Annotated in this window: 16 protein-coding genes and 1 tRNA gene; 12 read left to right on the top strand and 5 right to left on the bottom strand. The window is 38.4% G+C overall.

Going from position 1 to position 13533, the window contains the following annotated elements; all coding sequences use genetic code 11:
• Positions 1–3 precede the first annotated feature (3 nt).
• The 4 genes from MJY40_RS08495 (at position 4) to MJY40_RS08480 (ending at position 4320) form a co-directional block, all read left to right on the top strand.
• On the top strand, positions 4–1143 hold the full coding sequence (locus MJY40_RS08495) for a bifunctional chorismate mutase/prephenate dehydratase (RefSeq protein WP_317853814.1): 1140 nt from the start codon (positions 4–6) through the stop codon (positions 1141–1143).
• A gap of 11 nt (positions 1144–1154) precedes the next feature.
• Positions 1155–1595: a type II 3-dehydroquinate dehydratase gene (aroQ, locus tag MJY40_RS08490; RefSeq protein ID WP_317853813.1), complete on the top strand. Its 441-nt coding sequence runs from the start codon at positions 1155–1157 to the stop codon at positions 1593–1595.
• Between the two features lie 8 nt (positions 1596–1603).
• On the top strand, positions 1604–2791 hold the full coding sequence (locus MJY40_RS08485) for a pyridoxal phosphate-dependent aminotransferase (protein WP_317853812.1): 1188 nt from the start codon (positions 1604–1606) through the stop codon (positions 2789–2791).
• Positions 2792–2895: 104 nt separating this feature from the next.
• Positions 2896–4320 carry an IS1182 family transposase gene (locus MJY40_RS08480; RefSeq protein ID WP_317853811.1) on the top strand — a complete coding sequence of 475 codons (1425 nt, stop codon included), beginning with the start codon at positions 2896–2898 and terminating at the stop codon, positions 4318–4320.
• Between the two features lie 66 nt (positions 4321–4386).
• Here MJY40_RS08480 and MJY40_RS08475 read toward each other — a convergent pair whose 3' ends face one another.
• Entirely contained in the window at positions 4387–4680 is a 294-nt protein-coding gene (locus MJY40_RS08475; RefSeq protein WP_317853810.1) for a helix-turn-helix domain-containing protein, read from the bottom strand.
• Between the two features lie 823 nt (positions 4681–5503).
• Here MJY40_RS08475 and MJY40_RS08470 point away from each other — a divergent pair.
• From MJY40_RS08470 to MJY40_RS08460, 3 genes are all read left to right on the top strand, one after another.
• Positions 5504–6028, top strand: a complete 525-nt coding sequence (locus MJY40_RS08470; RefSeq protein WP_416387483.1) for an NYN domain-containing protein — start codon at positions 5504–5506, stop codon at positions 6026–6028.
• Positions 5998–6717: an RNA polymerase sporulation sigma factor SigH gene (gene sigH, locus MJY40_RS08465; RefSeq protein ID WP_331488156.1), complete on the top strand. Its 720-nt coding sequence runs from the start codon at positions 5998–6000 to the stop codon at positions 6715–6717. The genes MJY40_RS08470 and sigH overlap by 31 nt, the downstream gene beginning before the upstream one ends.
• Before the next feature lie 40 nt (positions 6718–6757).
• Positions 6758–6830 (top strand) — tRNA-Thr (locus MJY40_RS08460).
• A 19-nt stretch (positions 6831–6849) separates the two neighbouring features.
• Here the strand turns inward: MJY40_RS08460 and MJY40_RS08455 are convergent.
• Both MJY40_RS08455 and MJY40_RS08450 read right to left on the bottom strand, forming a co-directional pair.
• Positions 6850–7929 carry a site-specific integrase gene (locus tag MJY40_RS08455; RefSeq protein WP_317853808.1) on the bottom strand — a complete coding sequence of 360 codons (1080 nt, stop codon included), beginning with the start codon at positions 7927–7929 and terminating at the stop codon, positions 6850–6852.
• A 141-nt stretch (positions 7930–8070) separates the two neighbouring features.
• Entirely contained in the window at positions 8071–8736 is a 666-nt protein-coding gene (locus MJY40_RS08450; RefSeq protein ID WP_317853807.1) for a LexA family protein, read from the bottom strand.
• Positions 8737–8939: 203 nt separating this feature from the next.
• Here MJY40_RS08450 and MJY40_RS08445 point away from each other — a divergent pair, with 203 nt between their 5' ends.
• Positions 8940–9128, top strand: a complete 189-nt coding sequence (locus MJY40_RS08445; protein WP_317853806.1) for a helix-turn-helix domain-containing protein — start codon at positions 8940–8942, stop codon at positions 9126–9128.
• 10 nt (positions 9129–9138) lie between these two features.
• Entirely contained in the window at positions 9139–9741 is a 603-nt protein-coding gene (locus MJY40_RS08440; protein ID WP_317853805.1) for a Rha family transcriptional regulator, read from the top strand.
• On the opposite strand, the gene MJY40_RS08435 is transcribed toward MJY40_RS08440, so the two are convergent.
• A protein-coding gene (locus MJY40_RS08435; protein ID WP_317853734.1) for an IS3 family transposase occupies positions 9702–10813 on the bottom strand; the annotation gives its coding sequence in 2 pieces (ribosomal slippage) (positions 9702–10561 and positions 10561–10813; 1113 coding nt in all). The two genes, MJY40_RS08440 and MJY40_RS08435, sit on opposite strands and share 40 nt — an antisense overlap.
• A 77-nt stretch (positions 10814–10890) precedes the next feature.
• Between MJY40_RS08435 and MJY40_RS08430 the strand changes: the two genes are divergently transcribed.
• Positions 10891–11415, top strand: a complete 525-nt coding sequence (locus MJY40_RS08430; RefSeq protein WP_317853804.1) for a hypothetical protein — start codon at positions 10891–10893, stop codon at positions 11413–11415.
• Positions 11416–11573: 158 nt separating this feature from the next.
• On the opposite strand, the gene MJY40_RS15575 is transcribed toward MJY40_RS08430, so the two are convergent.
• Positions 11574–11630, bottom strand: coding sequence for a hypothetical protein (locus MJY40_RS15575; RefSeq protein ID WP_317856437.1), 57 nt, complete (start codon positions 11628–11630; stop codon positions 11574–11576).
• A 157-nt stretch (positions 11631–11787) separates the two neighbouring features.
• Between MJY40_RS15575 and MJY40_RS08420 the strand changes: the two genes are divergently transcribed.
• Positions 11788–13317: a phage minor capsid protein gene (locus MJY40_RS08420; protein WP_317853803.1), complete on the top strand. Its 1530-nt coding sequence runs from the start codon at positions 11788–11790 to the stop codon at positions 13315–13317.
• Positions 13307–13486, top strand: a complete 180-nt coding sequence (locus MJY40_RS08415; protein ID WP_317853802.1) for a hypothetical protein — start codon at positions 13307–13309, stop codon at positions 13484–13486. Before MJY40_RS08420 ends, MJY40_RS08415 begins: the two co-directional genes overlap by 11 nt.
• The last annotated feature ends 47 nt before the right edge of the window (positions 13487–13533 follow it).

The raw sequence follows: 13533 nt of genomic DNA, 5'->3' as shown, positions 1-13533 counted from the left end.
ACAATGAGTTTGGACAAATTAAGAGGACAAATGAATGATGTAGATAGTGCTTTGGTGGAATTGTTTGTGGAGCGTATGAAAATTGCATCTGAAATTGCAGAACAAAAATCCAAAGAAGGCATTCCCATTTCCGATATGCGACGTGAAAAAGATGTTATGAATCGCATTATGGATATGGCTGGTGAAGAGTTTGAAATGTATGCAAATCGTTTGTATCGCACTTTGTTTGAAGTGAGCAAAAGCCACCAAGCTGGTATCCTCATCAATGACACAGAACTCACTACAGATATCAAGGAGAGCATTGCAGATATGAAGATGCTATTCCCAAGAAAAGCAACAGTTGCTTGTCAAGGGGTGGAAGGTTCCTATGCAGAAAGAGCTTGTGATAAATTATTCCCTATGGCGAATGCAATGCACTTTGGCACATTTGAAGGTGTGTTCAATGCAGTGGAAAAGGGTCTTTGTCAATATGGTGTATTGCCCATTGAAAACAGCAGTGCAGGTTCTGTCTTGGAAGTATATGACTTGATGGCAAGCCATAAATTCTATATTGTAAAAAGCTTGAAACTCAATGTAAATCATGCGTTGGTGGTGAAAAAAGGTGTCAAAAGATCTGATATCAAAGAAATCATTTCCCATGAACAAGCATTGCGTCAATGTAGCGAATTCCTGAAAAGTTTCCCAAATGCAAAGGTGACTGTGTTTGCAAATACAGCAGCAGCAGCAAAATATGTTTCTGAATCTGATCGTGATGATATTGCAGCAATTTCTTCTACAGGCTGTGCAAAATTGTATGGTATGGATATTTTGCAAGAAGCAGTACAAAATAGCGTCAGCAACCAAACACGTTTCATTTGTATTGCAAAAAATATGGAAATCTATGCTGGTGCAAACAAAATTAGCTTGATTATGACATTGGCACATAAACCAGGTGCTTTGTATGAAATGCTTGGTAAAATTGCATCCCATAACTTGAATCTTTGCAAATTGGAAAGTAGACCCATTGGTGGTAGAGATTTCGAATTCCGTTTCTATTTCGATATCGATGCGTCTGTATTCTCTGATACAGTGCTGACTTTGCTCAAAGAAATGGAATTTTCAGCAGATAAGATGGAATTCCTCGGTTGCTATAGCGAAGGTTAAGGTGGGATTATATGAAAATTCTAGTCATCAATGGGCCCAATATCAATATGCTGGGAATCCGTGAAAAGAATATATATGGTGCAGAAACATATGCCGATTTGACTGCACTATTGGAAACAACTGCAAAGGAACATGATGTGGATTTGACGCTATTTCAATCCAACCACGAAGGTGCAATTGTGGATACAATCCAAGGTGCATTCTTCGATGGTACAGAAGGTATCATCATCAATCCAGCAGCATATACACATACCAGTGTTGCCATTTTGGATGCACTGAAAGCAGTCAACTTGCCGACAGTTGAGGTGCATATTTCAGATGTTAGCCAAAGAGAAGATTTTAGACAGGTGTCATATGCAGGAAAAGCATGTGTCAAAACCATTATGGGGAAGGGGTTTGCTGGCTACCAAGAAGCAATGCTGTTTCTTTTGGCAGAATATAGCAAAAAATAGGTATTTTCATGATTTCAAATAAAATGAAACGAATTATGGATCAAAATGCAGGGATGGCATCCTTGTTTACAGCAGCAAATATTCTACGTGCAAAAATGGGCGATGAAAATGTATTTGATTTCACCATTGGCAATCCAAATATGAAAGCACCAGATGGTGTCAACGAAACTGCAATTTCCATTTTGCAAAATACAGATTCTTTGTTGATACATAGCTACACAAATCCAGCAGGTATGCCTTCTGTTAGGGAAGCGGTTGCCAAAAGCTTGAACAAACGCTTTGGCGAAGAATATACAGGTGCTAACATTGTTATGACAACAGGTGCTGCTGGTGGTATGAATGCATTTCTAAAAACCATCATTGATATTGGCGATGAAGTCATTACCTTTTCACCATATTTCGGTGATTATTTACCTTATGTAGAAAACCATGGTGGTACATTGGTGGAATTGCCTCCAAATCCACCTAGCTTTTTACCTGATGTGGATGCAGTGCGTGCTGCCATCACAGAAAAAACAAAGGCTATCATCATCAACAATCCAAACAATCCTACAGGTGTTGTCTATGGTGAAGATGTTCTGAAAGAAATTGCAAGACTTTTGGAAGAAAAAGAAGCAGAACTGGGCAGAGCCGTCTACTTAATTTCTGATGAACCATATAGAGAATTGGTCTTTGATGGTGCTGTGGTGCCATACATTCCAAAACTATACAAAAATACAATTGTGGCATATTCCTATTCCAAATCCTTGTCACTTCCAGGAGATCGCATTGGCTATTTGACAGTTCCATCAGAAGTGGAAGACTTTGCACAAATCATAGAAGGTTTGAGTACTGCAAATCGTATTTTGGGCTTCATCAATGCACCAGCTTTGCAACAAATGGTGGTGGGTCAGTGTTGCGAAACCATTATTGATGTGGAATTCTACAATCGCAATAGAGAATTATTGTACAATGCATTGCAAGAATATGGATTCACATGTGCAAAACCAGAAGGTGCTTTCTATCTCTTTGTCAAAGCTATGGAAGAAGATACCTTTGCATTTTCTGAAAAAGCCAAAGAATTCGGTTTGGTTGTAATTCCAGGTGAAACATTTGGTTGTGGTGGCTATGTGCGTGTCGCATATTGTGTATCCCATGAAATGATTGGAAGATCTTTGCCAATGTGGAAAGCTTTGGCAGAATCATACCAAAAATAAAATATAAAAATAGATAAGATGAGAATGTAATTCTCATCTCAGACTGTCAAAAAAGTCAGCATAAGCTGGCTTTTTTTGGTATAATGAGGTTGAGGTGATGACAAATGTTGAGTAAAGAAGAAATCAAAAGAACATCAGTAGAAATCATAAACATAGATATGCTCGTTCCAGAAAATCATTTATTAAGAAAAATAGATAAAGCCGTAGATTTTAATGAAATTTATTCATTTGTGGAAGATTTGTACTGCTCAAACAACGGCAGACCTAGCGTTGACCCTGTTGTTCTCTTTAAAATGGTGTTTATCCAACATTTGTATGGAATTCGCTCTTTACGCCAAACGGTAAAAGAAATTGAAATGAATATTGCCTATCGCTGGTTTTTGGGCTATACCCTCAATGATAGTATTCCGCACTTTGCTACCATTAGTTATAACTTCAACAATAGATTTAAAGAAACAGTGGTAGAAAAAATTTTCGCTTGGATTTTAGGTGAAGTTGAGAAAAAAGGATATTTGCGTCCAGAAGTTGTGTTTATAGATGCAACGCATATCAAGGCAAATGCAAATTTAAAGAAAAACATCAAAAAAGAAATACCTGTTGCAGCTAAAAAGTATGAAAAGCAACTTTTTGAAGAAATCAATAAAGACAGAGAAGATAATGGAAAAAAGCCTTTTGATGATAAAAATGACCCTCCAAGAACAAAAACAATCACCACTTCTACAACAGATCCAGACAGCGGTTTGTTCCATAAGGGCGAACATAAAAAGTGCTTTGCATATGGTGCACATACCGTTTGCGATAAAAATAACTTTGTATTAGAAACCGTTGTAACACCTGGAAACATCCATGATAGTGTTGTATTTGATGAGGTTTATCATAAAGTGACAGAAAAATATCCAGAAATACAAGTGATTACAGCTGATGCAGGATACAAAACCCCATGGATTTGCAAGCAAATATTTGATGATGGAAGAATACCCTCTTTGCCTTACAAAAGACCAGTGACGAAAAAAGGAAATTCACCATGGTATGAGTATGTTTTTGATGAATACTACAACTGCATCATTTGCCCAGAATATCACGTTTTACCATATACAACCACCAATCGAGATGGCTATAGAGAATTTAAAAGTTACAGTTATATTTGCGAAAAATGTGAAAATCTTTCAAGGTGTACCGAAAGCAAAGACCACAGAAAGGTAGTCACCAAGCACATCTGGTGGAAATATTTAGAAAAGGCAGAGGATGTGCGGCATTCTCCATTAGGAAAAGACACCTATGCGTTGAGGAGCCAAACCATAGAACGGGTTTTTGCAGACGCAAAGGAGAAGCACGCAATGCGATATACATATCATAAAGGCTTGGCTCAGGTTTCAAAATGGGTGAAGCTTAAATTCGCTGCAATGAACTTAAAAAAACTGGCAACATGGAGTAGTAAGCAGTATATGTTGTTTGTAGAATATGCGTTATTTATACGAAAGAACCCTATTCCAAGGTGCGGAATAGGGTTCTTTGACAGTCTGAGATGAGAATGTAATTCTCATCTTATTTTTGTGTGCTGAAATTAACTGAAAAATAGGCTTAGCCATGCTCCCCTAATCCGTAGTTTTATTTTTTTTTAGATGTTCTTTTAATATATATAAGATTTCGATATCTTCATTATTTAATCCAGATACATCCATTGTAACTGTTTTAGATATATCCAACAGGTAGTCAGTTGAAATACCAAACAATGTTGAAAGTTCTACAATATATTGTGTAGATGGAACAGAAATACCCATTTCCCAAGCATTGACACTGGAACGGGTGATACCTAAAGTTTTTGCCAAAGATGCTTGCGTCATATTGTGCTGTTCTCTTAAAAATACTATTTTATCAGAAATCATCATATCACCTCCCAATTTGTTATTATGATACAGTTATCCACAAGATATTACATTATCAAAATGATATTTATAATTGACAAATTGAAAGTTTTGGAAAGTAAATGCGAAAAATGTGGTGGAACAATGTGAAAAACTTGATGTTTAATATGGAGGAAATATAATTATGAATCACCAAGAAAGATGTGGTAGATGTGTATATTGGCAATTTCGAAAATGTATCATAACTGGTGAAATTAAAAATGATAAATTATGTACATGTGGGCAGTTTAGAGAACGTACATAAGATAGTATTTCGGTGATAAGGCGGAGATTTTTCGCCTTATTTTTATGCTTACATGAAAGATAATAAAATTCTCCGTTTGTTATGTAAAATATTTATTTTGTGTAGTGGCTGTTTATGACGGGATGTCGGGGACGCCATCCCCTACAAACATACGCCAACGCACTGTCATTCAGAGGAGTAGAGCGACGAAGAATCTTTGGTTTTCGGTCGATTCGTGAATCGTTCCTACAACTGTATACTTGTGTTTTGTGCCTGTTCATAATGGCAGGAGCAAGGGATATCATTTTGCAAGCAAAATCACACTACGTGTGACCACCGTATCTTTGGCAGTGAGTCCAGTCCTATAGGTGTGGCACATTTGTATTTAGTGGTACTACATAAAATATAAATAATCTTGTATAAAAACCAAGTCCCGTTATCTTTCATTGGGGTTTTTTGTATTACCCAACCATGTATCACCAAATTGGGCTCTATAATAACTGGGCTTTTCATTGCTTTTCTCATGAAATCGTGGTATACTTATTCCATATGACCTAAGGAGGGATGATTTTGCAAAAAGAATTTTTATTGGTCGATGGCTATAATATCATCCATGCTTGGGATGAGCTGAAAGAGTTGATGGAAGATGTCAGCTTGGAAAGTGCTAGACTGAAATTGATGGATATTTTATCCAATTATCGTGGTGTGAAAAACACAACCATTATTTTGGTGTTTGATGGATATTTGGTCAAAGGGAGTATTGGAAAAGCATACCCATACCATAATATCTATGTGGTATATACAAAAGAAGCAGAAACAGCAGATCATTATATTGAACGTGTGGTGACTTCTTTGCCAAAACATTATCGTGTGCGTGTGGCAACTGGTGATGGTTTGGAACAATTGATTATTTCTGGTCAAGATGCTTTGCGTATGACTGCACGTGAGTTGCAATTGGAAGTGCGTGTGGAAGAAAAAATGATACGTGAAAAATTTATTGAAAATAGACCACCAAAGAACAATATGCTGGCAGACCACTTGGATCAGGAGGCGTTGGAATGGATAGAAGCGTTGCGGAGAACGAAATGACAAATTTCATATTGGATAGCAAACCCTTGCCAAAAGCAGTCAATGCAGCAAAAGAACGCACCTATACCACTTTGGCTGATGAAGAATTGGTTGCAATTGCCCAATCAGGCAAACCAAGAGTAGAGGAATTTTTGATAGATAAATTCAAACCATTGGTGAAATCCAGATCACGTGCTTATTTTTTGGTGGGTGGCGACAATGAGGATATTGTGCAGGAAGGTATGATTGGCTTGTTTAAAGCGATTCGTGATTTTGACCCTGAAAAAAATGCATCTTTTCGTGGGTTTGCAGAACTTTGTGTGAACCGTCAGATGATTACAGCCATCAAGTCAGCAACCAGACAAAAACATCAACCACTCAATTCCTATGTTTCATTGAATAGACCTGTTTTTGAGGATGAATCAGAGCAAACCTATTTGGATTTGTTGGAAGAAGGGGAGTTTTTGAACCCAGAAGCAATGTTCATTGGACAAGAAAGCAAAGCCCAATTGGAGAAAAAAATGCAAGAAACATTGAGTGCGTTTGAAACAAAGGTGTTGGCACTATATTTGCAGGGAAGAAGCTATTTGGAAATAGGAAATCTCTTGGATAAAACAGAAAAATCCATTGACAATGCGTTGCAAAGAGTGAAGAAAAAACTTGAAAAAAGTTTATTGGAAAAAAATCTTGACGAAACGGAGTTCACGTGATAATATATATAGGCTGACAAAAGAAAATCTTTTGTTCCTTGCTGATATGGCTCAGTCGGTAGAGCGTCACCTTGGTAAGGTGGAGGTCACGGGTTCGATTCCCGTTATCAGCTTCATAAAACCCTTGATTATTCAAGGGTTTTTTATTTTGTGTGAACTTTCGTGTGAACTATTTTCCAAAAACGTATCAATACAGTGGTTGATAACCTTATCGGTTTCTGCTCTTTTTGCATCTTCTGTATGTTGATACACACTTTTCAAAATAGCGGTGGTAGAGTGCCCCATACGTTCAATAGCATATTTATCAGGGATTCCTTCTGCCATCATGGTCGATGCGTTGAAGTGTCTTAAATCATGGAATCTGAATTTTTTTAATCCTTCTTTTTTGAGAGCTCTTGCAAATTGTTGAGAAACACGAGTGGGTGACAATCCATCCATTGGTGATGCAGCATCTATCTTTTTGAGTTCTGCAATAAGACCATCAGACACGGATAGAGTACGTATTCCAGCGTAGGATTTTGGCTTTTTGATTTGCCATCTTCCTTTTTCATCCAAGACCATAGCTTTGTTGATCTGGACAAGTTTTTGTTCGTAATCAAAATCACTCCATTGTAAAGCGCAGATTTCACCTCTACGAAGTCCTAGACAGATAGCCAATAGAATAGCAGTTCGTAGCTTTGTGCCTTCTGTGCTACGCAACAAAGAAGATAACTCTGATTGCGTGGGAAGATGGTATTGATAACGCTCCTTTTCTGGAAGTGTAACACGGTACCGAAAATCATCATTGTACAGCTGAATAGATGATGACAACAAGGAAGATATGTTACGCATTGTCTTTGGTGACAGTTCTTTTTCTTTGTAATCCTGGTTCAAAGCAATTTGAATTTTGAGGTTCGTAATCGCCTTTAGTGGAACACTTTGCAAGTCCAAAAGGTATGTACGCTTGATTTGGCGGTACTGTCTGACAGTTGATGGGGATAGAATACCATCTTTGCTGTCGATATAGCCTTCCATTGCATCACCAAGTGAGATGTTCACAATCTCGGTCCTTTTGTTTTGCATTTTGAATTTTGCAGCAAGGTACTCTGCTTCCTTCTTTGTTGGCGCCGTGAAGCTTTCACGAATCTTCTTTTGCTTGCCATCAACAATCTCCGTGTGGCTGTATGCCTGGGCACGCCATTGTCCAGATGCCAATTTTGTAGCTTTTGCCATAAAAATAACCTCCTTATTTGTAAAAATGTATGGTAAATAAGGCGGTTTCGTGGTATAATCCTCTTGTCGTAGAGTGGTTACCTAGTAGCCGCCTTTATATGAAAAGTCCTTGCATTGGCGTGCAGGGGCTTTTTTTATTGGTTAAAATTTCCCTCTTAGCTCTACAACTTTCCCGTTGATAGAGATAGGGGTGCTTTCTATTTCTTTCCATGTGTAAAATTTGGGGTCATAAGTTGGATTCAATGATACTAGACTGATTCCGTCATCATGTTTAATTACTTTTTTACAAGTACCTTCATTGCCATTGACGATGACAATTGCAATTTCACCGCTTTCCACGTCTGATTGTTTACGAACAATTACCACATCTCCTTTGCAGATGCGTGGTTCCATGCTATCGCCAGCAATTACCAAGCCAAAATATTCACCGCCACGGCTCATTTCTTCTGGAATCTCTTCCCAGTCCACTATTTCTTCTATAGCTTCTAGCGGAATACCAGCAGCAACACGCCCAAGGACAGGGATGCGTGTACTTTTTTTGACAGGCACATCTTCATAGCTGTTTATATCAGCCAATATGGCTTCGTTATCTAGCCTGAAAAAAGGTTCAGACACGTTACCAAGAAGATAATCGGTGGTTACACCGAAACAGTCAGCTATCTCACTTAAATATTTATTATAAGACGTACTTTTACGTTTAAACCAATCACTGACAGAACTGCTTCTAGCTCCGGTCGCTCTAGCTAAATCAGCTTGGTTCATTTGGTTATCTTTCACAAGTTCTTCTATTCTATCCATCGTATCCATTGGCACACCTCCACAATTACACCAAAATAATACGAAAACCGTGCAAAAGCTATTGACTTACACGAAAACAGAGTGTAAAATAACCTTATAAGCACGAAAATCGTGTGAAAAGTATTTCGGTGTATAGTTTTTTGTTAAATTTAATCTGGTAAATTGATTTTAGCACGAAAACCGACGAAAAGCAATAGAAAAGAGGTGAAAAGATGAAATTTTATACGACTTTCGAGGTGGCGGATATATTAAAGGTATCTGAAGGTACAATTAGAGAGTGGATAAGAAAGGGGAAGCTTGGAGCTACTAGATTAGGTGGCACGAAAACCGTAAGGGTAAGCGAGCAAGATATAAACAGATTTTTGGAAGGCAATAGAGTTGTAGCCGTGGAAGGGAAGTGATTCCATAAGTATGAATGAATTGGTAGTTTTGAAAAATAAAGAAGCGGTATGTAGCAGTGTGCAAGTCGCAGAGTATTTTGAGAAAAGGCATAACGACACAGTGAGAGCCATAGAGAATCTCATTACGCAAAATTGCGTAATGAAAAGCATGTTTCACCAGTCAAAATATCTCTCGAAAAATGGGCAAGAGTACAAAATGTATTTCATGAACAGAGATGGATTCTCTTTGTTGGTCATGGGCTTTACAGGAAAAAAAGCACTTGAGTGGAAATTGTTATATATCAAGGCTTTCAATGAAATGGAAAAAATTCTCATGGAAAGACAAACTACTGAATGGCAGTTGACCAGAAAGCAAGGGAAGATTACAAGGAAGTCAGAAACAGACATCATCAAAGAGTTGGTGGAGTATGCCAAAGGTCAGGGAAGTAAAAATGCAGATAAGCTATACATGACGTATTCAAAGTTGGCAAATAAGATGGTAGGCATATCTGCAAGGGATTCAGCAAATATTAGCCAACTCAATAATTTGACGTTAGCTGAAAATTGGAATGTCAACACTTTTTTGGACAATTTTTATAAGGTCAGTACCCGATATTCGGCTGGTGTTCTATAATCCAAAGAGCCATGCAAACGTATGTTATTGAACCAATGCACATAGTCTGCAAGTTCTAACTTCAATTGCTCCAAACTGACGAAATTTCGTCCTCGAACAAATTCTGTTTTGAATACCTTGAAATTGGCTTCTGCAACTGCATTATCATAGGGGCAGCCCTTCATGCTGAGGGATCGTTTGATCTGAAACACATCTAACATTTCATCAATGAGATAGTTTTTAAACTCGCTGCCTCGATCCGTATGGAACAACTCGATTTCAGATAAATTCCCTTTGATTGTTGCAAAAGCATCATATACCAACTGAGCATTTTTGTGAAGTCCTGCACTAAATCCAACGATTTCTCGGTTGAATAAATCAATTAAGATACAAACATAGTTCCATTTATAGTTCACTCGAACATACGTCAAATCCCCAACAATTACTGCATTGGGAGGCTGGTTATCAAATTGACGAGCTAGTTCGTTTTTTACTGGCGACTCATTGCATTGTTGCTTTTGTGGTTTGAACTTGGCAACGGTATAGACCGAAATTAGCCCTAAACGTTTCATAATGCGGCAAATTCTGCGTCTAGAAACCTGTTTGCCCAACTTCTTCAGCTCTTTTTTCATTTTACGACTTCCGTAGACTTCTTTATTTTCATAAAAAATCCGTTCAATTTCTTGTTCTAATTCCGTATCATCTTTCTTGGACGAAGCCTCGTAATAGTAGGTACTCCTGCTGATTTCAAGGCATTTACACATGGCTGATATAGAGTATTTGTGTCGATTTGCTCGAATTACAATTACTTTCGTCCGAATATCAGCGCCGCTTGCTTTAGTATGTCATTTTCCATTCGTAGCTGTTGTAGCTCTTTACGAAGTTTGATGAGTTCAGCTTCTTCTGGTGTGCGATTATCAGCTTCTTTTGTAGAACCAGTAGCATTGTAACGCTGTATCCAGCGATTCAGTGCCGATGGTGTTAAATCGTATTCACGATTGATATCTGCTTTCGATTTTCCGTTGTTATATAATTGAACCATCTGCTGTTTAAATTCTTCTGTAAATTCTCTTCGTTGTCGTTTTTTAGTCATGTAATCATCTCCTTATTTTATATTAGTTTTATTTTACATGACCTTATCTTTTCTGTCTAGTTAAGTATAGCCATTCCATGTTACCAGTTGGAAATGATAGGCTATTCCGCCAGCTTGCACTGGATGCAGGCAGTGGTAAGGATTTGTATGAGGTGTTTAGTCCAGAAATTAGAGATACCTCTTTGTTCAATGGGTTGAATCAACTTCTAAGACACATTGAATTTGCTTGCTGCTTATCCTATGGGACACTATCTGATCCACAGAACCAAGAGAAAACAGCAGAAGAAGTGCGAATGAGCAAACAAAGAAGCTATTCTTCTGTATGCGAAATGCAAAAGAACTTGCAGTTTGCATTGGAACAGCTCATTTGGGCAATGGATTTCTACACCAGCTTGTATAAGCTTGCACCTTCTGGAGACTATGAAGTTTCCTTTGCTTGGGGCGATGGGATTTTGACAGATACCACGGTGGAATATGCCCAAAGAAAAGCTATGGTGGACAGTGGGTATTTGAAGAAAGAAAAGTTTTTGGCTTGGTATTTTGGGATTTCAGAAGAAGAAGCAAAGGAATATTTGCCAGATGATGGGGATGTGATGTTTTGAGGAAAAACAGTTGAAATGATTGACAAGACAGCAAAATTTGCATATAATGAAAAAAAAAGAGAGGTGCTGGTAACACCCCTCTAGCATAGCCGCTTCAAAGGCGGTAAGGCTCATAGTATCATCTAAAAATAGACCTGAACCTTTTGCGTTGGAGCGGTCTATTTTTTATTCTTAAAAGAAAGAATATGTACAACAAGTATAGAAAACGCTATCATCAATGATATGGATTCATATGTTGTCATAGGCTTCACCACCTTTCGGGGATGAGCCAACCGCCCTTATGCACTACGCTTGCAAGAATTATATCAGATTTTGTCACACAGAACAACCTCTATTGGTTGTTTTTTTATTGCAAGAAAGGCGGTGGTATGAATGCTATCACCAGAATATCTATCTGATGTACCAACTTCCATGGTCACTCTTTATGAACAAGTGGAGCAGGATATTTTATCAGATATGGCAAGAAGAATCAATGAATATGACTACTGGATCCCAGCAGCAGAACATCAAGCTACGGTGCTGGAAGAAATGGGCATTGTACGAGAAGAAATCATTGAAAAATTGGCAGCCAAAACCACCTTATCCCAAACAGAACTAAAGAACTTGATGAAAGAATCTGCTTGGTATGCTTTGGAGTCTGATGATTCGGTGTATGCAAGAGCAGGACTTACGCCATCACCCATATCTGCATCCAAGGAGTTGCAAAGCATTCTCAGTGCTGGATATAGTAAAACAAATGCTACATTTTCTAATTTGGTTCGTACCACTGCTGTGACAGGAAGCAATCAATTTCGCAACGCTTTGGATAAGGCATATATGCAGATCACAATGGGTGGTATGGATTACAATACCGCTATTAGAAATGCCATCAAGGAATTGAGCAAAGACGGATTGGGTGCTGTTACATATGCCAGTGGCAAAGTGGATAGTCTGGAAGTGGCAGTGCGTAGAGCAACCATCACAGGAGTGAACCAGACAGCCCTACAACTACAAGAAGCCAGGGCAGAAGAAATGGGTTGTGATTTGGTGGAAGTTTCCGCCCATGCTGGAGCAAGATTGGAACACGCCATGTGGCAAGGTGAAGTGTACAGCAGGTCTGGAACATCCAAGGAATACAAAGGACTTGTGGAAGCCACTGGATATGGAACTGGTGCTGGACTTGGTGGCTGGAATTGCTCACATGGATTTTCACCGTATTTTGAAGGTAGTCCAAGGACATACAGCAAAGAGCAGTTGGAAGATTACAAAGCCAAAAACTACACCTACAATGGCAAAGCTATGACGGAATACGAAGCTTTGCAAGAACAAAGAAACATTGAGCGGAATATTAGAAAATGGAAAAGAGAACAAGTGGCAATGGAAGTTGCAGGTCAGTCCATTGATGATACAGCGGTGAAGCTGAAGGCTTGGCAAGCACGGGAAGATGACTTTTTGAAGCAGACAGGTCTCAAACGGGCAAGTGATAGAACCAGTGTGGGTGGATATGGAAAGAGTCAGGCGACCAAGGCGACAAATGCAGCGAAAAGGGTTGCGAATGGTGAAAAAAGTGGTATAATAGAAGAAAACATAGTAATACCGAGAACATTAAGTGCCGCTGCTTTTAGAGATACTGTTTTGATACCTGATTTAGGGAAAAAAGTGACAGGGAAAATAGTAGAAGGTACTGAAATTACAAAGGTTGTAACATTTGCAGGCAAAGGAACAAATAAACAAATAAAAGTTGCAAAACATTTGGAAGATCAGTTTGGTGTAATTGAAACTGAATGGAAAAAAGTAAGAGGCGATGGATATGTGGAATATCCAGATGGTACGATTAAACACGTAGAGTTGCACTGGTTTGAAAGTAAAGACACTGGTAGAATTAAAATGAAAGTAAAGAGGGTGTTTGCAAATGAAAGTTAAATATATAGGTACATCAGATCCTTGTTGCTTGATTGAGAATACAGTCTATGAGTGCCTTGGGGAGGAAGATGGTTTATTCAGAATCATTGACGAAGAAGGCTATGATGAAGATGAACAGATACAAGGCTATCTGTATGAAAAAGAGCTATTTGAAACAGTATCAGAGTAATGACCACTTAACAATTCGTTGGGTGGTTTTTTATTGCAACCAGAAAG

Source organism: Chakrabartyella piscis, from assembly GCA_030067835.1.
Classification (GTDB): Bacteria; Bacillota; Clostridia; order Lachnospirales; family Anaerotignaceae; genus Chakrabartyella; species Chakrabartyella piscis.
Note: the sequence above shows the minus strand (reverse complement) of the source record. Positions and strands in the feature narration are given on the sequence as shown.